This is a genomic window from Dyella terrae (assembly GCF_022394535.1).
Classification (GTDB): domain Bacteria; phylum Pseudomonadota; class Gammaproteobacteria; order Xanthomonadales; family Rhodanobacteraceae; genus Dyella.
Genome location: NZ_CP089414.1, coordinates 220,143 through 243,250, shown reverse-complemented (window position 1 = coordinate 243,250; position 23,108 = coordinate 220,143). Strand labels below are relative to the sequence as shown.

Below are 23,108 nucleotides of genomic sequence, written 5' to 3'. Positions count from 1 at the left end.
ATGCCGTCATTTGCCGCTTAACCGCAGCGGCGCGATCCCCGGCAGGCCGCCGAAGCGACTGGCGCCACCGGGGCACGCGACGCGCGGCAAGCTGAGGAAAAATTACAATGAAACGTATGTTGATCAACGCAACTCAGCGTGAAGAGTTGCGCGTGGCCATCGTCGATGGCCAGAACCTTTACGATCTAGACATCGAAATCCCCTCCCGCGAACAGAAAAAGGCCAATATTTACAAGGGCCGCATCACTCGCGTGGAGCCCTCCCTTGAAGCCTGCTTCGTCGACTACGGCGCCGAACGCCACGGCTTCCTCCCGCTGAAGGAAATCGCCCGCGAGTACTTCACGCCGGGCCTGGACCCGAACAAGGCCAACATCCGCGACCTCATCAAGGAAGGTCACGAAGTAGTCGTTCAGGTCGAGAAGGAAGAGCGTGGCAACAAAGGCGCCGCGCTAACCACCTTCATCAGCCTCGCCGGCCGCTACATGGTGCTGATGCCGAACAACCCGAAAGCGGGTGGCGTTTCGCGCCGCATCGAGGGCGAAGACCGCCAGGCACTGAAAGAAGCGCTGGAGCATCTCAACGTCCCTGACGAGGTGGGTCTTATCGTGCGCACCGCCGGCCTTGGCCGCGACGCCGAAGAACTCCAGTGGGATCTGGACTACCTCCTGCAGCTCTGGAAGGCCATCTCTGGCGCCGCACAGGCGCAGAAGGCCCCGTTCCTGATCTATCAGGAATCGAAGCTGTTCATCCGCGCCTTGCGTGACTACCTGCGCAGCGACATCGGCGAGATCCTCATCGATGAGGAGTCGCTGTACAACGACGCACGCGAATTCATGCAGCAGGTGATGCCCAACGCTCTGCGCAAGCTCAAGATGTACCGCGACGACACCCCGCTGTTCTCGCGCTACCAGATCGAAACCCAGATCGAGAGCGTGTTCGATCGCCAGGTCCGCCTGCCCTCCGGCGGCTCGATCGTCGTCGACCAGACCGAAGCCCTCACCGCCATCGACATCAACTCGTCGAAGGCCACCAAGGGCAGCGACATCGAAGAAACCGCGTTCAACACCAACCTGGAAGCGGCGGCGGAAATCGCCCGCCAGCTGCGCATCCGCGATGCCGGCGGCCTGATCGTGATCGACTTCATCGACATGGACAGCCCCAAGCACCAGCGCGAAGTGGAAGAACGCCTCAAGGAAGCGCTGAAGCTGGACCGTGCCCGCGTGCAGATCGGCCGCATCAGCCGTTTCGGCCTGCTGGAGATGTCACGCCAGCGCCTGCGCCCCAGCCTGGGCGAAGCTACTCAGATCGTCTGCCCGCGTTGCGAAGGCCATGGCCATGTCCGCGGTGTGGAGTCACTGGCTCTCTCGACCCTGCGCCTGATCGAAGAGCACGCCATGAAGGACAACACCGGCCAGGTGCTGGTGCAGGCCCCGCCGAGCGTGGCCAACTTCATGCTCAACGAGAAGCGCGCCAGCGTGGTCGAGATCGAGCTGCGCAACAAGGTGCACGTGGTCATCGTCGCGGACGATAAGCTCGAAACCCCGCACATCGAGATCCAGCGCATCCGTGAAGCCGACATGGGCGAGCACAGCAAGCCCAGCTACGAACGCCTCACTGCCGTCGAAGCATCCGCGGTTCCGAAGATGGGTCAGACTCTGGGCAGCAGCGAGCAGCCGGTTGTCAGCGGAATCGTACCCGCCACTCCAGCTCCCGTTCGCGAAGAAACCGCAGCCGCTCCAGCGCCGCAGCCGGTGGCCGCGCGTCAGTCTGCTGCAGCCCCAGCCCCGCGCGGCGGCGTGCTCTCCCGTTTGCTTGGCTGGTTCCGCAGCCCGGCTGCCCCTGCCTCGCCCGCTCCAACAGCGAAGTCCGAGCCTGCTCAAGCAAACCGCGGCAATCAGCGCCGCGACGAGCGTGCCCGTTCGGGCCAGAGTGGTCAGCAGCAAGGTAATCGCCAGCAGCAACAGCAGCGCCGCGAACAGCCGCAGCAAGGCCAGCCGAAGGGCCAGCAGCAAGCAAAGGGCAATCGCCAGCAGCAACAGCGCCAGCCGCAGCAGGCCCAACAGCCGCCCAAGCAGGAACAGCGCCAGCAGCAGCCCAAGGGCGAGGGTCAGCAACAGGCACAAAATGAGCGCAAGCAGCAGCGCCAGGAGCAGCAACAGCGCCAGCCGCGCCAGCCGCAGCAAGCCCAGTCCAGCACTCCCGCTCCGGACACAGTAATCGCCGTGGCCGCTGCGTCCGTGGCAAGCACTACCCCGGCCGAGCGACCAGAGCATGTGCCGGCACCGGAGGTGATCAAGGAGATCGCGGCCACCGCCGAGGCCACCACCGAAGTCGCAACCAGCGGCATCATGGACCCCGCAGCTGGCACACCGGAAGCTGAGGGCAGCCAGTCGCGTCGCCGCCGCGGTCGTCGTGGTGGCCGTCGTCGTCGTCGTCATGAGGACGGCTCACAGGCCGACGCACAGACCGAGGAGTCCGCTGACCAGCATCTCGACGATCTGGACGATGAGGACCGCAGCGAAGCGACTGCGCCGTCGTCGCACGCCGCTTCGGTAGCCGCGGCTGTCGTAGCCACGGTTGCCGCAACAGCGATTGCACACACGGCAACGCCAGAACAGAACGGAGTGGCAGCGCCCGCCGACGCCCCGTCCGCGACCTCTGAAAAGGTGGTTGCCGCTGCAGTGCCGAGCGCACCCACGCAGGCACCCGAGCACGTACTGAGTGCGGTCGCGCCAGCATCCTTCAATCTGCCTGCACTTCCGCCAATTCCGTCACCTACCGCCGTCACAGACGCTGCGTCGGAACACGTGCAGCTCGACGCTCCGATCGCGGCCGAGCCCTTTGGCGAGGTCCTTTCGCACAAAGACCACCATGCTGTAGCCGTCGAACCGGTTGCTGACGTCACAGCACATACGACGACCGATGTCTCTGCCAGCACCATCCATGCTCCGGAAGCTGTCGCTGCCGTCGCAATGGAAGAAGTCACTCACGTCACAGAGGCGAGCACCGCCGTCGAGTCCCTGGTGCACCTCGATGTGTCGCCCAAGATCGAACCCGTTGCCGAGACGCTGATCGTTTCACAGTCGACCGAGACAGCGGAGGCACAGCAAAGTGTGTCCGTGCATGTCGAACCGCCTGTAGAAAGCATCCCAGCAGCGGTTGCGCAGCCGGCACAAGGAGACCTGTTGGCTCATGCGGGCCTGGAGCAACAGTCCACTGCCGAGTCTGCACCGGTCGCGCCGGTCGACGAAGAAAGCGCACAGGACGTGAAGAAGGACGCGTCGTCACACAGCTGACGACGACCCACTGCACATAAAAAAAGCCGGACCATCGTCCGGCTTTTTTTGCCAACTTACCGATCACATACCCGGTAAGTTGTTGCCTACCTGATTGTTGTGCGTATCCAATAGACCGTGAATGGTCATCAGGTGAGCCAGGCTGATGATGTGATCCACCTGCAGTTTTTCCATCAATCGCTGCTTGTAGGTAGAGACAGTCTTGGGGCTCAGGTTGAGCTGCTCACCAATCGTCGTCAGCGCCTTACCACGCACCAGCATCATGGCCACCTCGAGCTCACGGCTGGAAAGCGCGTCGAAGGGCGACCCTTCGCCATCCAGCGTCGCCAGAGCAAGCTGCTGGGCCACTGCGGGCGCCAGGTAACGACGCCCGGAAGCTATTTGGCGTACCGCATCAAGAAGCTCTTCCGATGTGCAGCCCTTGGTCAGATAGCCAAGTGCGCCTGCATCGAGCAGTCGCTTTGGAAAGCGTGCATCGTCCACGACAGTCACAATGATGATGTGAGTCGCAAGCTTGGAACGGGAAACACGTTCGGTAAGCTCGATACCGCTCATACCGGGCATATGCACGTCTACCAGGGCGATGTCCGGCGCCTTAGCGCGGATCAACCTCAGACCCTCTTCGGCAGTACCCGCTTCACCGCAGATTTGAATATCCGGCTGTTGCTGCAGGATCATCCTGAATCCCGTGCGCACCAGCTCGTGATCGTCAATCAGCACTACCTTGATCACCAGTCGCCCTCCTTGGGTGTATTCGGCGAACATAGGCCGCCCTATGGCTCAATGCAAGCACTTGAGGCGCCTAAAAAATATGGCAACAAAACCCGCCTACGATGGCCCTGGGCCTTACCTTACAGGTTCCACCACCGTGCTACTGACAGGACTACTCGACACCCGTGGACCAATTTCGTAGTCCCTGCGCATTGAGATCGAAGTCCTCAACAATAACTGTCACCACGTGCCCATGGCTATCGGACCATTCCTGTTCGCCAGTGCGGCGAAGGACGCCATCAACGAAGGTGCCTTGCTCGATCTTGCAGTCGCCCTTGCAGTAACCAACGACAAAACCCTGTGGCAACTCTGCGGCGACGCGATTATCAAAAGGTCCGATAAATCTGCTGCCACTCATCAGACATCCCTCGATTGCCTCGGTCGGATGGTGCCCGGAGCGGGGGTCGAACCCGCATAGCCTTTCGGCTGAGGGATTTTAAGCGACAGCATGAATCCTGCACCGGGCACCTCTAGGCTTGGATACAGCTTGCTGTAGCAGGTTTTCCTTTAGGTCAATGCCTTGGATCATATCCCGGTGCGCGATGCAAACCGCCCCGGTTCCCTTTCGCTTGGCTCTTGGCCGGCTCCTGGAAATCGGTGGATTTTCAGGAGCACCTCATGGCAAAGATCAAACTGACGAAAACCGTGGTCGATACGGCGCGACCGCAATCGCAAGACGTCGAACTCCGGGACACCGTTGTTCCAGGCTTCTTGTGCAAGGTTACACCAACCGGCCGCAAGGTCTTCATGCTGCAGTACCGTACGAACTCAGGCGTGCGCCGCAAGCCGGCGCTCGGCCAGTTCGGTGAGCTGACCGTCGAACAAGCGCGGTCGCTGGCTCAGGACTGGCTGGCAGAAGTTCGGCGCGGGGGCGATCCGGGAAATCAGAAAACCGAGGCACGCAAGGCGCCGACGATCAAGGAGCTTTGCACCCGGTTCATGGAGGATCATTCCAAGCTGCACAACAAGCCGAGCACACAGAAGTCGTATCAGTACCAGATCGACTGCTACATCATCTCTGCATTCGGCAGCAAGAAGGCCCACGAAGTCACCCGTCAGGACATCACCGCGCTGATGAAGCGCCTGGAGAAGTCACCCACTCAGGCCAACCGCGTGCTGTCCTGCGTTCGCAAGATGTTCAACCTGGCCGAGTTGTGGGGCTACCGGCCCGACGGCACGAATCCCTGCCGCCATGTACCCAAGTACCCCGAGAAAGGCTCGACCCGGCTCATCACCGACGAACAGATGGTCAGCTTGTTCGCATACATGGACCGGGCCGAAACCGAGCATCTGGAGCATCCGATCTACCTGCTGGCCGTCCGGCTGCAATTCGAGTTCGCCGCACGCATGTCGGAGGTCTTGCTGTTGCAGTGGGATTGGCTTGACCTGCCCAACGGCCGCGCGGTCTGGCCGGACAGCAAGACCGGCAATATGTCCAAGCCCTTGAGCGAAGAAGCTCAGCGACTGCTGTCAAACGCGCCTCGCTATGGCGATTCGCCCTACGTCTGCCCCGCCATCCGGGACCACGGCAAGCCGCTGAGTCCCGGTTCCTACTACCAGGCGTGGCGGCGCTTCCTTGATCGTGCCGGCGTGCCGAAGGTCGGCACCCACGGCATCCGCCACCGCTCGGCGACCGATATTGCCAACTCCGGCATCCCGGTCAAGGTCGGCATGGCCCTCACGGCGCACAAGACCGTGGCGATGTTCATGCGCTACGTTCACACCGAGGACGACCCGGTGCGTAAGGCCGCCGAGCTGGTGGCGAACCGCCGCAAATCGGTTGTCGGCGCACTGCAGGCAAAGGCGGCCGCATGACCCGCTACCAGAAGCTTGCTCCATTGGCCCCGACTGCCGTGACAGCAACGCGACAATCTCCGGCCAGCCGCTTTCCGCTTTCCGGGCACACCCTCGCTGCGTCGGGATCGCTGACATGGCGACTCCGACAGCGATACCAAATCGGCGCATGGACAACTATACCCGTTTCGGGTATAGTTTGGAGGTCAAGATGATGCTCATCCTCAAGCGGAAGGACTTTGCGCGGTGGCAGGCCGGCGAGAAGCTGCCCGATACTACCTTGTGCAAGGCGGCCAAGGAGATGGAAAGCGGTCTGATCGACGCGGACTTGGGCGGCCACCTTTACAAGCAGCGGGTGGCCCGTCCCGGCGGCGGCAAAAGCGGCGGCTACCGCACGCTGCTGTCGGCCCGGATTGGTAGCCGTTACGTGTTCCTGCATGGGTTCCCGAAAAGCGACAAGGCGAACATCGCGCAGGACGAGAAGAAGGCGCTGCAATTCACCGGCAAGGTGTTCTTGGAACTGTCTCCGGAAGCCTTGTCGAAAGCGTTGCAGGCCGGTGTGTTACTGGAGGTGCATTGTGAGCAAGATCATTGAATCGCTGCGCGACGACTTGGCCGTGCTGCATGAAGTGGGCGCGATCAGCAAGGTGACGATGCGCGAGTTCGACGCGATCTGCCCGCCGCCGGTTCGGGAATTCAGCGCCGAGGACATCAAGCATTTGCGCGAAGACTTGAAGTTCAGTCAGCCGGTGTTCGCGCATCACCTGCATACCACGGCTTCGACCGTGCGCAAATGGGAACAAGGCGACACTCGACCCGCCGGACCGGCGCTCAAGCTGCTCAACGTCATCGCCGACAAGGGTTTGCAGGCCATCATCTGATGCCTGACGACGGAGACAGGTATTGGCGACGCGAATTACCCCTTTCAGCTCACAGCACCTTGAAGCCGCCTGTCGTGTCCTGGCTAATACCGAGCACTAACCTTCGGATCGAAGCTTCGTGGTGTGTAGATTCTCGGCGACCATCTATCTTGTTGTTAACAACAGGATGATTGCGGAATACAATAAAACCATGCTGAAGCTCACTCCACAACAAGTCGCTCAGGTGACACATTTATCGGACCAGACGCTGCGTCACTGGCGCCAGGTTCTGCCGCCGCTCGCTGGGTTGAATGGCTACACGCCATGTTTTGCCCCTGGGGATGCGCTGGCGCTACTGGTGGTGCGACATCTGGTCAAAGTGATGGGCATTAGCGTCGGGACACTGGCTGCCGCTTCGACGAGCCTGTTTTCCCTGTGCCGCAATACCAGTTGGCCCTTGCTCGGAGACCAGCGCCTTCTCGTTGACGTCGAGCGCGGCGAAGTGAGTTTGCTAACGCGAGAACCAGACCTTGATGCGCCAGCCATATTGGTACCTATGCGCCCATTCGCAGAGCAGCTGCAGGCCGCGTGGGTCAGCAGTTTCCCCACCTCGGAGCAACGGCCTCTTCACTTCCCAGCGGCGGTTGTTACCCGCTCCCCTCGGATGGCTGGAGCATGAGTGCAGTGACATTTGACCTGCCGGAGCCAACTGCGCCACACACACTCGAGCCGCAGATGTTGGTGGGTGCCGGTTCGGCGACGGCCGATCTGGGGCCGATCTGGATCCTCGAAGAGGTAGCGGGCCACCTGCGCGCCCAAAGCAAAAAAGCCGGTGCACAGCACATGAGACTTTACCGGCTTAACGGGGATGTGCTCACGGCCGAGCAGGAGCTGGATCTGGATGGGGAATCCTCGCGCGCAGACACGGCCATGGCTCTCCTTGAACAGGCGAAAGCACGCAGCGGCGTCGTCGTATGCAGTTTTCGCACGGTGGCCACAGCACAGCTCATAGAACGCTTGGAAGCAAGCGGCCGCAGCGGGCTGCACTATGTTGTAGAAGTCGATCCTACGCGTCGGGTTGAGTTTGCACGAGCTCGTGACGGGATCCGTTCATCCTCTCCGAAGGATCGGGTGGAAACAGCGAATTGGCAGCAGGTCAATCTAAGCAAGCCCGCGGGCGAATCCGAGTGCTACGCCGCCAATCTGGGCAAAGTGGGACTTGCAGGCGTTGCAGACCTGACTTGCTTCGCCTTGTCGATTGGCGGCATCAAGGGATATCAGCGTGGCATCCTTGTCGGTATGACCTCGCTGGAATTGGAAGACGGGATCAAGAAGCTTGCGCAGCTGCTTGCATGGACGCGCTGGGTTAGGCTGGCAGTCCGCAAGGCGAAACGGACGCGGTCAGCGGTTGCAGCGCCCGCACGCCTCTCTGATACATCAGAAAAATCAGCAACGCTTGACATACTAGTGCGGGCGAACCGCAAGATCGCCGCCGGGCACGACGCCAAAGCAGCCCATCAGCATTTGCAGCTACCCGATCGGCCTGCACGGCTCAAACACCGTCTGACAGCTGAAAAGAAGACGCTGAATATCGTAGAACTGTTTGCAGGAGCCGGCGGCATGGGGCTTGGCTTCCTTAGTGCAAGGGCGTCGGGCGGTCGCGGCTACCGTATTGCCGGATCAGCCGAGATCCATCCGATCTACACCCAGACGCTGAAGCATAACCATGCCTTCATGGAAGAAACCGCGTTGACCCCAGCCGGTACGACGCCAACGGAGTATGCCCCAATGGACCTTTGTTCCGACAAGGTCAGAACGCGGCTTGGGGCGATGGCTAAAGAACATGGTGACGTTGACGTGTTGATCGGCGGGCCGCCGTGCCAAGGCTTCTCCAGTGCAAACCGAAACAGCTGGTCGAGTTCCAATCCCAACAATCATCTGGTGGATGCCTTCCTAGACTGCGTGTCCCACATGGCGCCCAAGGTACTGTTGATGGAGAACGTCCAGGGAATCCTTTGGACGCCCAGGGATGAGACCGACTCAGACCTCAGCGTTGCCGCGCACGTTCTGGAGCGACTTGCGGACATGGGGTATCTCGTGTTTCCGAAACTGCTGGACGCTGTTTGGTATGGAGCCCCGCAGAATCGCAATCGATTTTTCCTGCTCGGTATTCACAAGGATGTCGGCTACTCGTCGGAGGACTTCGGCAAATGGGGACCTTTTCCCAGGCCGACTCACGGACCAGGTACAGGCAACGCCTTTGTGACGGTCCGTGATGCAATAGCTGATCTGCCCAAGCTCGGCAACGGAGACGACTTGGCTGAACGCCCCTATGAAGAGGATTCGGCACGCATGCAGCAGAACGCCTTCCTTCGAGCCATGCGCACGGGCGCGCCCAAAGGCGTCATCTGGGATCACGTCACCTCAAGGCACGCCGACTACGTCATTGAGCGCTACAAGGGCATTGGCCAAGGGCAGAACTGGCAGGCGGTGCGCGACTTGATGACCAACTATGCCGATGTGGAACGCACACACAGCAACATTTACAGGCGACTGGCTTGGAGGGAACCCGCAATAACCATTGGCCACTATCGCAAGAGCATGATCATTCATCCATCACAGCACCGGGGGCTCTCGCTTCGCGAAGCGGCGCGGCTGCAGAGCTTTCCCGACTGGTTCCGCTTCGCGGGGACGGCATCGGGCACTGATGGCGGCCTGATGCACAAGCAGCAGCAGCTTGCCAATGCAGTCTGCCCAAGCGTCACAAAAGCCGTCGCAGAGTTCATTCTCGATCTCTGAAAACAAGAGTTTCAACCAGGGGGAATGCATGTCGCTAAGCGATGGAACTAATGATCAAGTCGGCCAATTGGCCGAGCAAATTCGCGATTCAGTGCGCGCCGGACGGACCCCTGAAGAGGCCGCCGCACGCCTATCAACGCTGCTCCCCCCGGCCTTAGTCGAGCAGGCCTTGCAGAAGTACCGTGATGCCAGCCGCCGTGTATGGACGATGAAGGAGCCAGGCAGTATCTATAACAAGCACTTCGATCCGTGGTATCTCGGTCCAGATCCGTCGGACAAGCTGTGGCACTCCTACGAGAAACACCTGAAAGAGAAGGGTTGGGACCCGGCAGCGATCAAGGATATCGACGAAGCGTCGACCCGAGTGGTGTCGCTGCTCGATCCACCTGGCAAGGCGCAGATCCGGACGCGGGGGCTTGTACTTGGGCACGTGCAGAGCGGCAAGACGGCAAGCTTCACCGCGGTCATTGCCAAGGCTGCCGATGTCGGCTACCGGTTCATCATCGTGCTGTCAGGGATGAACAACGTCCTGCGCTACCAGACACAGCTACGCATCGACGAAGATCTTATTGCTGCCAACCTGGAGCATTGGATCACCGTGACCGATGTTCAGGACGATTTCGCCGCCAATACCAACGTCAACTCCTTTCTTACCGAAAAGCATTCCACGAAGGTACTGGGCGTCGTTAAGAAAAACAGCGGCCGGCTCAAGCGCCTGCATAGATGGCTTACGGGCGCACGACCCGAGGTTCTTCGCGCTTGTCCTGTTCTAATCATTGATGATGAAGCCGACCAGGCCAGCCCCAACTCGCACCCAAAGCCGGACGAGCGAACCAAGATCAACGAACTGATTGTGAAGCTGCTGCAGGATCTCCCTAAAGCAGCCTATGTAGGCTATACGGCTACCCCCTTCGCCAACCTCTTCATCGATCCCTCACTACCCGAAGATCTCTACCCCAGGGACTTCATTGTCGATCTGCCACGCGGAAATGGATACTTCGGCGCGGAGCAAATCTTCGGGCGTGCGCCCGTGGACGAAAACGAAGAGCCTGTGGACGGCCTGAATGTCATTCGGCTGGTGCCCGACCACGAAGGCACGCAGTTGAAGCCGCCAGGCAGAGACGCTCGATTCACGTTCACTCCGGAAATCACTGCAACGCTGCGCGAAGCAATGCTGTATTTCTGGATGGCCGTTGCCGCTCGCCAGGTGCGTGGGCAGCGTGGCAAGCACGCCACAATGCTCATCCATACGACCCAATACGCGGCGGCGCATCGAAATGCCAAGGGTGCCGTTGATGCATTTCAGGGGGCCGTGCTGAGACTGATCCAGAAGGGCGACGCAGCTTTGATGGCTGAACTCGAAGCACTTTGGCTGCGCGAGCAGGCAGAGCTGCCTTCCGAGATGCTGGGCCTGGAACCAGTTGCATTCGCCGACCTGAGCGCGCACATGACGACGGTACTCAGACGGACCGAGTCGAAGGTCGAAAATGGCAGCAGCCCCACCCTCGACCGCGTGGACTATCAGCAGGATGCCGATGGAAACGGCCGCATCTATATCGTAATCGGCGGCAATGTGCTTTCACGCGGACTGACGTTGGAAGGGTTGACGGTCAGCTTCTTTGTCCGATCGGCGTCTGCCTATGACACTCTGCTGCAGATGGGGCGTTGGTTTGGCTACAGACCGGGCTACGGCGATCTTGCCCGCGTGTGGATGACGGAAGATCTGCGCGACTACTTCTACGACCTGGCTAGCGTCGAACGCGAGATTCGTCAGGACATCTCCCGCTACAAGAACGGCGATGTGACTCCCATGGAGTTTGCCGTTCGCATCCGCCAGCACCCAGCGCTGGCCATCACGGCCAAACTTAAAATGCAGCACGCGGTGCAGGCCAAGATGGCTTTCAACGCGCGAGAAGTGCAGACGATTGTCTTCCGCCACGAAGACCAGAGTTGGCTGGATCAAAATCTCAAGGCAGCACGCGATCTGATTGCGCGCATGCGGGCAGCCGGTATTCAACCCGCGACGGTAACGGACAAGCCGCACAAGGTCTTCTTCGATGTCTCGTCGACCCAAGTGCTTCAGTTCTTGAACGAGTACGCCATCGATCCTGGCAACAGCGAGATGCCAAATGGGCTGCTGCAGAGCTACATCCGCGACCAGAACCAGCGGGGACATATCGCCCTCTGGACGGTTGCCGTTGTCACACGATCCGCGCCGGTACCAGCACTCGGGACGATCGACTTCGGGCTGGACGCCGAAGTACCTCTGGTCAACCGCGCACGTTCACTGCGGAAAAGAGGCCCGCAGGTTGTTGACATCAAGGCCTTGATGTCGGAGACCGACGTTGCGATCGACGTGCCGCGACCCGCGTCTGAGCTGCGCGGCAAGGATCGCGATGAGTTGCGCGACCTTCGCGAAGAAGCCGCGCCGGACAGGGGCTTGCTGCTGCTCTATCCAATCAGCAAGGATTCGATGCCGCGTCAAGGGAGCACCCAGCGCGCACTACTCGGCGCCGTTCAACACGTTGTGGGTCTTGCACTCGTATTCCCCGACGTGCCGCAAAATGATCTGACGCCGCAAAACTATATGACCGTTGAACTTCCGGATGTCGACAGCGAGCAGATTGACATCGACGATCTCGAAGATATGGCAGAGACTGACGAATGACGAGCGAGGGTACCTGGACCACTGATGAAGGATGGCGCCAGCTGGAATTAAGCACGGGTAGCCCAACGCGCGGGGAGTTCCGCGTTTTCGACACGGTGCTGAACACCTCTGAGGGAGCGGTGCTGCTGGCACTCGATGCATTGGGTCTTCGGCATGTGCTGGTTCCCGTCGCTGCAGACTTTCCCGCCGCGCACGACCGGCGCAGCGGCGGCGTACATCTCACCACCCGGCCACTGGTCGACGATACAGGGCAGCGGCAGTACCTCGACCTCGCTTGTCAAAAGGCACATCTCAACAGCGTCTTTGCTCATCTCGCTGAAGAGGTGCTCGGCTTGTTGCACAGTCGCGCGATCCAGCCGCTGCAGGCCTGCCATCAGACGCTTCAGCGTTGGCGCGAACTGTTGGACCGTGAGGCATCGAACGTTCTGTCTACTGAAGCCCTGTGCGGTTTGTTCGGCGAACTGTGGCACTTGGCGCGCATAGCAGCAAAGAGCACCCATGGAATCTCAGCTTGGCAGGGACCATATGGCGCGCGACACGACTTCACGATAGAGGGCTGCGCTTTGGAGGTCAAAACCACAGTGCGACGCGACGAATGGAAATTCCGCGTTCACGGCCTTACGCAGTTGGAGCCGCCCCACAATGCCCGGCTGTATCTGAGCGCCATGCGCTTGGAGCTGAACGGCGCATCCGGCGTCACCGTGCCGGACCTGATTCAGTCGGTTTTGGACACAGGTGTTGATCGGCGCGACTTGTTGGGTCGCCTGTCGCAAGTCGGATATGACCTGCGCGATGATGCCCACTACCAGCAGATTCGAATCGACGTCATCGACAGTCGAATCTACGAAGTGGCTGCATCGTTTCCGCGGCTGACAGGGGCATCTTTCTCTCCCACTGGACTTGCAGCAGGAGTATCAGACATCCACTACACCATCGACCTTGCCGCGTCCCCGTCTGCACCACTGCATCCGGAAATACTGGATAGCCTCCACGCGGCGTTTGCAGGAGTCCGCGATGGCGGTGCCGCTGAACCTGCAGTCTGAGCTGTTTTCTGCGACGGGCGGTGCCGCTGCCGAGGGCGTGTCGAACCAACTCGGGCGACCTCGCGCAGACCGCTTCACACTGCTGGTTCGCGAAGCAGCTCAGAACAGCTGGGATGCACGACTCGCACCCGCAGGCGGGGTTCAGTTCCAGGTTGATGGATACCTGCTCGAACGGGACATACGTCGAACACTGGCGGCCCGGGTATTTGGGAGCGTGCCGTTCGCTGTCGATGTTCAAGCCCGCCTCCTTGCGGATGGCGACTTTCCTGTACTCGCCGTCAGCGATTTCGGCACCCGCGGACTCTGCGGCCCCACCCGCGGCAATGTTGTCCCGCAGCCAGGCGAGTCGACCAATTTTGTCGACTTCATGCGCTACATCGGGCGGCCGCCGAACCGTGCATACGCGGGCGGCACCTACGGTTTTGGCAAAGCGGCGTACTTTCTCGCCAGCTCGCTGAAAACCATCTGCGTCCACACTCGCTTCAGCAACGGACGCGGCATGGAGTCGAGATTCATGGCTGCTGCATTGGGACCGCAGTTCGAGTCTCAAGGCCCTGAAGGCCAGCGCTTCACCGGCCGGCACTGGTGGGGACGCTTGGCGCAGGACGGGGTCGTTGACCCAATACTGGGTACCGAAGCCGACGCGCTGGCACTGCTGCTCGGCGGCGTCCAACGCGGCCCGGATGCATGCGGCACCACCGTCTACGTTCTCGCACCCGACTTCGAAGGCGCTGCACCTCAACAGGTATTGAGTCAAATGGGCTGTGCGATCATGGACTACTTCTGGCCAAAGCTCATCGACGGCCCCGGTCACACTCCCACCATGTCGTTCTGCGTCCGCTGCGAGGGCCGCGAGCTACCGCTGCCAGCGGTGCATGAAGATCCAGAATTGGTGCTATTGGCACGCGCTTTTGCGGCAGCGTCCGCTAAAGCACCATCCGGTGGTGCAGTGCTGGAGTCCATCGCATCGCAGCGGCCCAAGAAGCTGCTAGGTCATCTTGCGCTCGTTCGACAGCCTTCAGCCTTAATGGGTTCGCAACCTGCCGCGGGCGAACGCGACGACGACGGCGCTGGCTTGTACCAGCGCGGCCTTCGGCGGCCGCTGCAGCACATCGCTGTGATGCGTGCTCCAAACTTCGTGGTGAAGTACCTGGAGGGACCGCCGGTCCCTTATGAACTGGCCGAATACGCAGGCGTGTTTCGGGTTGACGCCGATGCAGATGCCGCATTCGCCCATGCCGAGCCGCCAACCCATGACGACTGGATTCCCGATCTGCTGCTGGATGCGTCCGAAAAGACATTCGTTCGGGTAGCCCTGCGCAGAGTGAAGGAAGCCGTTGAGGCTTTCGCAGCGCCCCACACAATCGAGGCATCGGAAGCGGGAGCGCATTCGGTGGCCAGCTTCTCACGTATGCTCGGCGCGCTTGTGCCATCGCTGAGTCCTGATGCCGCAGGCGCAACCCGGAATGAACTGACCACGTCCACGGGCGGCGGTGCCGGCGGACGATCCAGCACGGGGCGCAAAGGCGCACTAGCGCCGCAAGTTTCGTTTGTCGGCGAACCGGCAATCGAACTGATCGACGGCATTGCGGTGATGGTCGCCCGCTTTGAAACGTCTGGTCCGGAAGGTACACCGGCCCGAGTCTTTGCATTGCCCAAGGTGGTCATTGCCGACGGCTTCGAAAGCGATCCCCCTGAAGGCGCACAACAGCCAAGTGTAATCAGGTGGGTGGACCCAACCGGCACTATTGCGGCGACGAGAGCCGCCAGTTGCGAGATTCCTGTCAATAGCGGTACATGGGCCGTCGCGGTGAGCATTCCTCCCGATGCCATGATTTCCGTTGCACTCAGGGTGGAGGCTGGAGTGCAAGGATGAAAACCGTGACCGCCGTCCCCTACAAACGAGCGGCTGCCCACCGGCTCACGACAGGACAGTGGGAAGTTCTATCGACAGAGCCGCCGTCGCATCTTCCTGCCATCCTGTTCGGCTTCGACTACGGCTCTGTTCTCCGGCTACGCAGAGAGGTCATCATCGACGCCGCAGGTCTGCGGGCCGACTGCGGCCTTGCCGAAACTGTTCCGTTGCTGGCGGCAGCAAGCTGGTCTGAGTCCCGGCACCGTGCTGCGCCGCGGGCTGGCCAGAATTCCTATTTCCGACGGCGACGACACCTGCCTTGTTGAGCTGTCTGGTGACATTGCTGGCAGCGACATTGCAGGAGCGCTGCATATCGACACCACAGTTTTGGTGGCTGTCCGACAGGATTCCGGTACACCACTCTCGGCGCGACATGCCGGCGCCGTGCTGCTACAGGAAAGACAGACGATTCAGCTGGATTCATCGCTTTCGTTCTTTCCGGTGGAAGTGGTTGATTTCAGCAAAGGCTATTGGGCAAACCCAGAGGCGGCATGGCGACTCTCTTGGAATGTGTTTGCTCTGGAACAGCCTTTTCTCGGCTCGGTCCGCCTGCTCATCAACGCTGCGCACCCACGGGTAGTGCATGCGGTCTCAGGCGAATTCCCGAATGCCGAAGCATCGGCGATTCGCTCTGCGATCTATTTCGACATTGCCAAAGCTTTGATTCTTGGCGCGCTGGCAAACGAGGATTTCATCGAATGCGAAGGCGACTACGCTGAAGGGAGTTGCGGCAGGATCATCTACATGATGATCCAGATGCTGTTTCCTGGCGACGGCATCCGGGGCTTGGCCGCCGCCGCAAATCAGAGGCCTGATTACTTCACCACCGACCTGCAGGGTCGGCTCAGGTTGTTCTGGAGCTGAATGGTGACCCTCTTTCCTCAGCTCCCACACCATATCGCCCTCCAACTAGCCGATGCAGCTCGCGCAGCCTCCATTCCATCGCTCGCGGGCACGGCCACGACCGAACATCCTGCCTGCGAATACACGCCGACGGGAGGAGCCCGCGCGACAGTCGCGGCGCTAAGCAAGCTTCGCGGCGACCTCCTTCAGTTGGCGACGACTGCCGGATATCCGAATCCAGCAAGCCAGCAGCAGGCTGCGGCCTTCGATGCCGAGGCTTCCATCGCGCTGGCACAACAGATGTGCATGGCACCTGCGGAAGCGGTCAAAGGCGGCGTCTGGGAGTTTCTGTCCTGCGTCCTGCTGCCTGATGTCGTCCGATGGCGATTTGGTGGGACAGACAATGCCACAACCCCGCTTGAACGATTTGTTGCAGGTCGCCGCAACGTCTTTCAGCGTCTTTGGTGGCGCGCCTTTCACCTCGCGCCGCGAGCACCTGATGCCTCTCGGTTGGCGGAGCTTTTGCGCGCGCTCGGAGAGGACGAACTGGTCCAGTTGATGGAGCGCCCGTCGCTCGCCGGCATAGAAGGCTTGCCCGGCTCCATTGCGGCCGGACTGCTGGCCGCATCGCAGACATACTCTGATCTCACCCGGCGCCAGTTGATCCGAGAGGCGCAGAAGCGTTTCCTCCGACTATCGTCATTCTTGTCATTCGAGTCGATCGCTTCAGGGGAGATCGATCGCCACGTCAAAAGTGTTTTCGAACAAGTGGCCGCTTCACTTCCCCGCCGGAACTCGGAATCGGCGCTGGTGCCTAGCGATGGCTGACAACATGACGCCCGAGCAACGGCGTATGACCATGTCACGGATCCGCGGCCGGGACACCAAAGTGGAGCTTGCCGTGAGGAAGGAACTGCACAGACGCGGTTACCGCTTTCGAGTGAATGCAGCATGGCTTGCGGGTAAGCCGGATGTCGTTTTCACCAAGATTCGACTCGCTATATTCATCGATGGCGACTTCTGGCACGGATGGAAGTTCGACCAGTGGTCGCACAAACTCGCACCCTACTGGTACGAAAAAATTGCTGGGAACATGGCGCGCGACCTCCGGCATATGACACTTCTGCGCCGTGACGGCTGGACGGTCATGCGGATTTGGGAGCACGACGTAAAAAAGAACCTTGAACGCTGCATTCAGCGCATTGAGGCAAGAGTAGACAAGCTTCGCAGAGCCTAGCTTCGTACGAAATATTCGCTGCTTCACAGATATTTTCTGCGCAGTGAATTTTGTCAATCAATTCTTGACCGTCCCGGCGCAATGCGCCGTTGGGCTCGCGGGCTGTGCCCCGCGCCTCGTACCGAGTCGCGGCCATTCGGCTTTGATCCCTGACGCCTCCGACCCTTGACGGGCCTGCGCGCTCCGCTTGCCTGCGTTCATGCGTAGCGTGGGGGCGGTCTTGCTGTTTCCCTTCACCGTATCACGGCGTTCTCGCCGTCAAGGGCTGCGCGTGCTTGCACGCTTGCGGCCTTGGCCGTCTTCGACCCTGTGACGGCTTGCGCTGCGCCGTGCTGGCGCCGGTTCCGGGCAATGCCGCCCGAGCAACCGGAGCACGAACATGTCGCAACTTTCCCTCTCTCTTGATGCCTCGCTGCTGGTACGTGACGACCAGGGGCGCTATCTGCCGGCGACGACCGACCAAATCCTGGCGGCCGCGCGCCAGGTCATCGACCAAAAGATGCAGCGTGGTGCCGAGTTCAGTTCGCCGGCGATGGTCAAGGAGTACCTGCGCACCAAGCTGGCCGGATTCGAGCACGAGGTTTTCGCAGTGCTGTTCCTCGATACGCGCCACCGGTTGATCGAGTATGTGGAGATGTTCCGTGGCACGATCGACGGCGCATCGGTTCATCCACGCGAAGTCGTCAAAGAATCGCTGCAGTTCAATGCGGCGGCGGTGATTTTCTCGCACAACCATCCAAGCGGGAATCCCGAGCCGAGCGCAGCGGACAAGGCGCTGACCCAGCGGCTCAGGGAAGCGTTGGCGCTAGTGGACGTGCGTGTGCTCGATCACGTCATCGTCGCTGGTGAAACCACGGCGTCATTCGCCGAACGCGGCCTGCTTTGAGCGAGGGGGCTTCGGCCCCTTTTTTTGCTGCGCCCGCTGCTGACGCCTTCGCGCCTTCGGCGCTGCGCGCTGGTGCTTGCACTCTCAGGGGAAAGCCCTGCGGGCTATCCCCGCCGCGCTGCGCTTGGCGCCCCTGCAATGCCGCCGCCCCGGCTGCGCCGGCGCGGACTTTGGCCCGGCTCCGAGATCCGGGCCTGCGCGCTTCGCTTGCGTGGTGTCTGCGCCAACACAACGGCCGTTGCCTGTCGATCCGCCTTTCCTGACTTCATCACCTTGTCCGCGACTGTAGCCCGCTCCCGTGTGCCGTCAAGGCGCGCAGGGCCGTGTCCTCGGCTGCGCCTGCGGGCCGCACCCACCCTGCGCTTGTCTCCTTGACGGCCCCCATCCGCGCGCTCCTGACCGTCGCGGGCGATGAACTCAGGAAAGACGGTGGCAACGAGGCCGGCCCAGGTCTCCGCGCCGACCCCACCGGAAGCCCAAAGCGGGCTCCAAATCTAGGAATCCGGTGGGGTTTCAACAGCCAACCCTTGTCAGGAGAAAGACCATGCAACTCGCTTCCCGTTTCGCTTCACGTTCCCCGGTGCTGCGCTCCGACTGTCCCTTGTCGGATGACCAGATTCGCGCCGTGGCCCCGTCCATCTACGCGGACGCGCCGCACGAAAGCCGATCGCAGCGATACAGCTACATCCCCACCGCGACCGTGCTGCAAGAACTGCGCGGCGAAGGCTTCGAGCCTTTCATGGTGTGCCAGACCCGCGTGCGTGCGGATGATCGCCGCGACTACACCAAGCACATGATCCGGCTGCGCCACGCCAGCCAGATCAACGGCCGCGAAGCCAACGAAATCATCCTGCTCAATTCGCACGACGGCACCAGTAGCTATCAGATGCTCGCCGGGATGTTCCGCTTCGTGTGCCAGAACGGCCTCGTTTGCGGTGACACCGTGGCCGACGTGCGCGTACCCCACAAGGGAGACGTAGCCGCGCAGGTGATCGAAGGCGCTTACGAAGTCTTGCACGGCTTCGACCGGGCGCAGGAATCCCGCGATGCCATGCAGGCCATCACGCTAGACGCCGGGGAATCGGAAGTGTTCGCCCGCGCCGCGCTGGCGTTGAAGTACGACGAGGACAAGCCCGCGCCCATCACGGAATCGCAAATCCTGATGCCGCGCCGTCACGACGATAGCCGCCGCGACTTGTGGAGCGTGTTCAACCGCACGCAAGAAAACCTCATCAAAGGCGGCCTGTCCGCCCGCGCCGCGAATGGTCGCCGCCAGACCACGCGCCCGGTGCAGGGCATCGACAACGGCATCCGCCTGAATCGCGCCTTGTGGCTGCTGGCCGATGGCCTGCGCCAGTTGAAAGCCTGAACCCCACGCGACAGGGGCAGGCAGCGGCCCCTGTCGCTTCTCTCGCTGCTGCATCCCAACTGCTAGGAGTTGTCACCATGAACGCCGTCCTGAAAACCGAAACCATCGCCATCGAAACCGCCGCGCCGCTGGAAGTGGCCGACCCGACCAAGAACCTGATTCTGGTTCCGCTGTCGCAGTTGTTGCCGCGCCGTTCCAAGCGCAACGTGCGCGCGACCCCGCGCCAGTCCATCCCCGAACTGGCCGCGAGCATTGCTCGCGTCGGCCTGCTGCAAAATCTCATCGTCATCCTCGCCGCCAATGGCGAGCAGTACGAAGTCGTCGCGGGCGACCGCCGCCTGACTGCCTTGAAGCTACTGGCGAAGAAAAAGCGCATCGCCGCCGACTACGAAGTGCCGTGCCTGCTGGTGGCCGACGCTTCCGCCCGTACCGTCAGCCTCGCGGAGAACGTGCAGCGCGAGGCCATGCACCCCGCCGACCAGTTCGCGGCCTTCGCCGCGCTGGTCAAGGAGGGTCGCCCCATCGAGGACATTGCCGCCGACTTCGGCGTGTCCCCGCTGGTGGTGCAGCGCCGCTTGAAGCTCGCCAACGTCTCGCCGCGCCTGCTGTCCGACTATCGCGTCGGAGCCGCGACGCTGGAACAGTTGATGGCCTTGACCATCACCGACGACCGCACCGCGCAGGAAGCCGCGTTCTACGGTGCGCCGGAATGGCAGCGCAGCCCGTCCGCGCTGCGCGAACGCCTGACCGAGCGCGAAATCACCGCCACGCATCCGCTGGTGCGCTTCGTCGAGCTGGACGCCTACACGACGGCAGGTGGCGGCATCCGCCGCGACCTGTTCGCGGAAGGCGATGCCGGAACCTACCTGACCGATGCCGCGCTGCTGGAAACGCTGGTGCGTGGCAAGCTGGACGCGCTGGCCGAGGACGTGCGTGGTGAGGGTTGGGCATGGGTGGAAGCCGTGCCGCAGGTGAGCCACGCCGAGCGGCAGACGTTCCAGAACGCCCCGCGCCAGCGCCGAGAGCCGAGCGCCCGCGAAGGCCGCCGCGTCGCGTCGCTGCAAACCCGCCTCGACAAGATCGACGCCGAACTGGAAGAAGCTTACGACGCCGAGGACGAGGACAGGACCGAGGCGCTGGAACCGCGCCGCGAGCAGGTGGCCGATGAACTGCAAGCCATCGAAGATGCCTTGCGGGAATATGCCCCGGACGTGCGCGCCGTGGCCGGTGCCATCGTCACGCTCGACCGCGAGGGCGAGGCCGTGATTCATCGCGGGCTGCTGCGCGAGGCCGAGGCGAAGGCGCTGCGCACGCTGGAAAAACTGCGGCAGGGTTTCAGTGCAGGCGATGGCGCGAACGACGACGCCGACGAAGCCCCCAAGACCGCGAACCTGTCCGACCGGCTGGCGCAACGGTTGAGTGCCCATCGCACGGCGGCGCTGCAAATCGAAGTCGCCCGGCATCCGCAGGTCGCTCTGGCCGCGCTGGTGTATGGCATGGTGCGGACTGTCTTGCAGGATGGATGCCACCGCGACGGCTTGCCACTCGGCGTGCGTCTGGACGTGCAAGACCGGCTGGAAAGCATGGCTTCGGACGTGCCGGAATCGCCTGCCGCCGTGGCGCTTCGTGAGTTGCAGCAGATCGCAGGCGAAGCGTTGCCGGACGACAGCGCCGAACTGTTCGCCGTGTTGCTGGCGAAGTCGCAAGACGAACTGGTGCGGTTGCTGGCCGTGTGCGTGGCGTCCACGGTGGATGTGGTGACGCCTCGCGCTGCGCAGCACCAGCCCGGCGCGGAACTGGCGCAGGCCGTGGAGCTGGACATGGCCGCATGGTGGAAGCCGACCGCCGAGGGCTATTTCCGCCATGTTTCCAAGGCCGTGATTCTGGAAGCCGTGGGGCAGTTCGCCCCCGCGCACGTCACCCGTCTGTCGAAGTTGAAGAAGGGCGACATTGCCAGCGAAGCCGAACGGCTGGCCGAGGGCACCGGCTGGATGACTGCCGTGTTTCAGACCGAGCATCACACGGAGCCGGAAGGCGTGCCGGAAGCGGCTGACGAAGCTGCTGCGTCGGAAGATGCCGCCGCCGAGGTGGAAGTGCACGCACTGGCCGCGTGAGGTAGTCCCTAGCCCCGGCGCAGTGCGCCGGGGTTTCCTTTCATTCAGAACCGGGCGCGGCAGGTCTGCCGCGCCCGGTTTCCACGTCCACGGCAAAACCGCCCCGTCGCCGCCTTCGGCCAGGCGGCGACGGGGCGAGCGCGCAACGACCTTGCGCGCGGTACGGCAGTCGGCACCCGCTGGCGCGGGCAAGGTTTCGATGGCGCCCCGCCGTCATGGGCAGGGCTTGGGGCTACGCCCCGGCTTGCTGCGACAGGTTGTGCAAAAGCGTGCCGTCTTCGACGCTGGCGGTTCGCCGCCTTTACGTCACGAAGGACGGTTCACGGACACACTCGCCCGGCCTTGCTTTATGGAGCTTCCACGCCACGCCTCGCGCACGGAGCCGCAGGTTGCGGCAGGGGCATTCTCACTGTCGCCCTTGTCATTGCAGTTGGCCTTGCCCGCATCAGGGCACAAGCCGATGAAGCCATCATGCGGAGATGCCGAGTCGGCCCTGTCTCCTTTCGGGAGCGGTCGGCCTGTACGTCCTTGGTCTGTTGTGAATCCTGGCGAGGGCACGGCTGCGCCTTGGGCTTCATGGCCGCAACCTTCCAGCGAAAACAATTTCCCCGCCGCTACGCGGCTTCCTCGCGGGACAAATTGTTTTCGCTTCCAGGTGCTCCACGGTGTTGCGCCCGCTGCGCGGTGCGGCCAGCCCATCCCCCGCCGGCCGGATCACAACAAGGACGCACTGGCGCGACCTTGTTCAACCCGAAAGGAGAAACATCATGGCTAACATCGGCACCTTCACCGCAGAGAAAGACGGCTTCACTGGCACGCTGCGCACCCTGACGCTCAACGTCAAGGTCAAGCTGGTTCCCAACGACAAGGGCGACAGCGAGAACGCCCCCGACTTCCGCGTGCAGGCGGCCGGCCACGACATCGGCGCGGCGTGGAAGAAAGTCAGCAAGGCCGAACGGCCCTATGTGTCCGTGACCCTCGACGATCCTTCGTTCCCGGCAACGGTCTATGCCCGCCTGATCGAGAGCGAGGACGGCAGGCACGACCTGATCTGGTCGCGCAGCAAGCCACAGCAGGCGGACTAACCGCCGCCACTGCGCCCCGCCCACGGCGGCGGGGCAGCAGTGCTGCCAGAGACAGCACTGCAACAGCTACGCTCCGGACGCTGCAAGCCGGCTTTCCGTCGCGCTCATCAGTGCAGCCGTGCTGCACTCCAACGCGTTGGCGATCTTGAAGATTATCGCCAACGTGGGCATGTGCTCGCCGCGCTCGATCTTTCCCAAGTGGGAACGCTCGATTCCGGCCTGGTTAGCCAGCAGTTCCTGGGCGATGCCACGCTCCGCCCGCAATGCACGCACCGCCGCGCCGAACGCCTGGGCCAGTTCGGCATCGAAGGTGGTAGCGCCGGCCGGTCGGCCGGCCTGGACGGGACGCTTCTGCATGGACAGAAGCGTCCGATCGCGAGACAATTAAAACCACGTTATCTTTAACTCATTGGTAGCAATTTAGCCGG

General features: G+C 61.9%; 19 protein-coding genes and 1 pseudogene. 16 read left to right on the top strand and 4 right to left on the bottom strand.

The window, feature by feature from the left end:
• The first annotated feature begins 107 nt into the window (after positions 1–107).
• The gene (gene rne, locus DYST_RS01080; protein ID WP_239949423.1) at positions 108–3,296 is read left to right on the top strand and encodes a ribonuclease E; all 3,189 of its coding nucleotides are present in this window, start codon (positions 108–110) and stop codon (positions 3,294–3,296) included.
• 63 nt (positions 3,297–3,359) lie between these two features.
• Here rne and DYST_RS01075 read toward each other — a convergent pair whose 3' ends face one another.
• The 3 genes and pseudogenes from DYST_RS01075 to DYST_RS01065 form a co-directional block, all read right to left on the bottom strand.
• Positions 3,360–4,028, bottom strand: coding sequence for a response regulator (locus tag DYST_RS01075; protein ID WP_102304934.1), 669 nt, complete (start codon positions 4,026–4,028; stop codon positions 3,360–3,362).
• Between the two features lie 151 nt (positions 4,029–4,179).
• Positions 4,180–4,425 (bottom strand): hypothetical protein, encoded by a 246-nt coding sequence (locus DYST_RS01070; RefSeq protein ID WP_239949421.1) that lies wholly within the window; start codon positions 4,423–4,425, stop codon positions 4,180–4,182.
• A gap of 28 nt (positions 4,426–4,453) precedes the next feature.
• Positions 4,454–4,543, bottom strand: a pseudogene (locus tag DYST_RS01065).
• Between the two features lie 142 nt (positions 4,544–4,685).
• Here DYST_RS01065 and DYST_RS01060 point away from each other — a divergent pair.
• The 15 genes from DYST_RS01060 (at position 4,686) to DYST_RS00990 (ending at position 22,680) form a co-directional block, all read left to right on the top strand.
• Positions 4,686–5,882: a tyrosine-type recombinase/integrase gene (locus DYST_RS01060; protein ID WP_239949419.1), complete on the top strand. Its 1,197-nt coding sequence runs from the start codon at positions 4,686–4,688 to the stop codon at positions 5,880–5,882.
• Between the two features lie 148 nt (positions 5,883–6,030).
• Positions 6,031–6,456 carry a type II toxin-antitoxin system RelE/ParE family toxin gene (locus tag DYST_RS01055; protein WP_428993946.1) on the top strand — a complete coding sequence of 142 codons (426 nt, stop codon included), beginning with the start codon at positions 6,031–6,033 and terminating at the stop codon, positions 6,454–6,456.
• Entirely contained in the window at positions 6,440–6,742 is a 303-nt protein-coding gene (locus DYST_RS01050) for a helix-turn-helix domain-containing protein (RefSeq protein ID WP_239949417.1), read from the top strand. The genes DYST_RS01055 and DYST_RS01050 overlap by 17 nt, the downstream gene beginning before the upstream one ends.
• A 118-nt stretch (positions 6,743–6,860) precedes the next feature.
• A complete protein-coding gene (locus DYST_RS01045; RefSeq protein WP_239949416.1) occupies positions 6,861–7,400 on the top strand; it encodes a hypothetical protein in 540 nt (179 codons plus the stop codon).
• A complete protein-coding gene (locus DYST_RS01040) occupies positions 7,397–9,520 on the top strand; it encodes a DNA cytosine methyltransferase (protein ID WP_239949414.1) in 2,124 nt (707 codons plus the stop codon). Before DYST_RS01045 ends, DYST_RS01040 begins: the two co-directional genes overlap by 4 nt.
• Complete coding sequence (locus DYST_RS01035; protein WP_239949412.1) at positions 9,465–12,188, top strand: Z1 domain-containing protein; 2,724 nt, start codon at positions 9,465–9,467, stop codon at positions 12,186–12,188. Before DYST_RS01040 ends, DYST_RS01035 begins: the two co-directional genes overlap by 56 nt.
• Positions 12,185–13,231 (top strand): PD-(D/E)XK motif protein, encoded by a 1,047-nt coding sequence (locus tag DYST_RS01030; protein WP_239949410.1) that lies wholly within the window; start codon positions 12,185–12,187, stop codon positions 13,229–13,231. The genes DYST_RS01035 and DYST_RS01030 overlap by 4 nt, the downstream gene beginning before the upstream one ends.
• Positions 13,203–15,107, top strand: coding sequence for a hypothetical protein (locus DYST_RS01025; protein ID WP_239949408.1), 1,905 nt, complete (start codon positions 13,203–13,205; stop codon positions 15,105–15,107). The genes DYST_RS01030 and DYST_RS01025 overlap by 29 nt, the downstream gene beginning before the upstream one ends.
• A gap of 189 nt (positions 15,108–15,296) precedes the next feature.
• Entirely contained in the window at positions 15,297–16,010 is a 714-nt protein-coding gene (locus tag DYST_RS01020; RefSeq protein WP_239949406.1) for a hypothetical protein, read from the top strand.
• Positions 16,011–16,817: a hypothetical protein gene (locus DYST_RS01015; RefSeq protein WP_239949404.1), complete on the top strand. Its 807-nt coding sequence runs from the start codon at positions 16,011–16,013 to the stop codon at positions 16,815–16,817.
• Entirely contained in the window at positions 16,810–17,226 is a 417-nt protein-coding gene (locus tag DYST_RS01010) for a very short patch repair endonuclease (protein WP_239949402.1), read from the top strand. Before DYST_RS01015 ends, DYST_RS01010 begins: the two co-directional genes overlap by 8 nt.
• A 379-nt stretch (positions 17,227–17,605) precedes the next feature.
• Entirely contained in the window at positions 17,606–18,112 is a 507-nt protein-coding gene (radC, locus tag DYST_RS01005; protein WP_239949400.1) for a RadC family protein, read from the top strand.
• Positions 18,113–18,656: 544 nt separating this feature from the next.
• Positions 18,657–19,481, top strand: coding sequence for a DUF932 domain-containing protein (locus DYST_RS01000; protein ID WP_239949399.1), 825 nt, complete (start codon positions 18,657–18,659; stop codon positions 19,479–19,481).
• Positions 19,482–19,558: 77 nt separating this feature from the next.
• A complete protein-coding gene (locus tag DYST_RS00995; RefSeq protein ID WP_239949397.1) occupies positions 19,559–21,595 on the top strand; it encodes a ParB/RepB/Spo0J family partition protein in 2,037 nt (678 codons plus the stop codon).
• A gap of 767 nt (positions 21,596–22,362) precedes the next feature.
• The gene (locus DYST_RS00990; RefSeq protein ID WP_239949395.1) at positions 22,363–22,680 is read left to right on the top strand and encodes a DUF736 domain-containing protein; all 318 of its coding nucleotides are present in this window, start codon (positions 22,363–22,365) and stop codon (positions 22,678–22,680) included.
• A gap of 66 nt (positions 22,681–22,746) precedes the next feature.
• Here the strand turns inward: DYST_RS00990 and DYST_RS00985 are convergent, their stop codons facing one another.
• The gene (locus DYST_RS00985) at positions 22,747–23,037 is read right to left on the bottom strand and encodes a helix-turn-helix domain-containing protein (protein WP_239949393.1); all 291 of its coding nucleotides are present in this window, start codon (positions 23,035–23,037) and stop codon (positions 22,747–22,749) included.
• Positions 23,038–23,108: the final 71 nt, after the last annotated feature.

Excerpts from the sequence above, each read along its gene's own strand:
- rne (WP_239949423.1), top strand. The coding sequence starts at position 108 with ATGAAACGTATGTTGATCAACGCAACTCAGCGTGAAGAGTTGCGCGTG.
- DYST_RS01070 (WP_239949421.1), bottom strand. The coding sequence starts at position 4,425 with ATGAGTGGCAGCAGATTTATCGGACCTTTTGATAATCGCGTCGCCGCA.
- DYST_RS01060 (WP_239949419.1), top strand. The coding sequence starts at position 4,686 with ATGGCAAAGATCAAACTGACGAAAACCGTGGTCGATACGGCGCGACCG.
- DYST_RS01055 (WP_428993946.1), top strand. The coding sequence starts at position 6,031 with ATGGACAACTATACCCGTTTCGGGTATAGTTTGGAGGTCAAGATGATG.
- DYST_RS01040 (WP_239949414.1), top strand. The coding sequence starts at position 7,397 with ATGAGTGCAGTGACATTTGACCTGCCGGAGCCAACTGCGCCACACACA.
- DYST_RS01035 (WP_239949412.1), top strand. The coding sequence starts at position 9,465 with ATGCAGTCTGCCCAAGCGTCACAAAAGCCGTCGCAGAGTTCATTCTCG.
- DYST_RS01030 (WP_239949410.1), top strand. The coding sequence starts at position 12,185 with ATGACGAGCGAGGGTACCTGGACCACTGATGAAGGATGGCGCCAGCTG.
- DYST_RS01025 (WP_239949408.1), top strand. The coding sequence starts at position 13,203 with ATGGCGGTGCCGCTGAACCTGCAGTCTGAGCTGTTTTCTGCGACGGGC.
- DYST_RS01015 (WP_239949404.1), top strand. The coding sequence starts at position 16,011 with ATGGTGACCCTCTTTCCTCAGCTCCCACACCATATCGCCCTCCAACTA.
- DYST_RS01010 (WP_239949402.1), top strand. The coding sequence starts at position 16,810 with ATGGCTGACAACATGACGCCCGAGCAACGGCGTATGACCATGTCACGG.
- radC (WP_239949400.1), top strand. The coding sequence starts at position 17,606 with ATGTCGCAACTTTCCCTCTCTCTTGATGCCTCGCTGCTGGTACGTGAC.
- DYST_RS01000 (WP_239949399.1), top strand. The coding sequence starts at position 18,657 with ATGCAACTCGCTTCCCGTTTCGCTTCACGTTCCCCGGTGCTGCGCTCC.
- DYST_RS00995 (WP_239949397.1), top strand. The coding sequence starts at position 19,559 with ATGAACGCCGTCCTGAAAACCGAAACCATCGCCATCGAAACCGCCGCG.
- DYST_RS00990 (WP_239949395.1), top strand. The coding sequence starts at position 22,363 with ATGGCTAACATCGGCACCTTCACCGCAGAGAAAGACGGCTTCACTGGC.
- DYST_RS00985 (WP_239949393.1), bottom strand. The coding sequence starts at position 23,037 with ATGCAGAAGCGTCCCGTCCAGGCCGGCCGACCGGCCGGCGCTACCACC.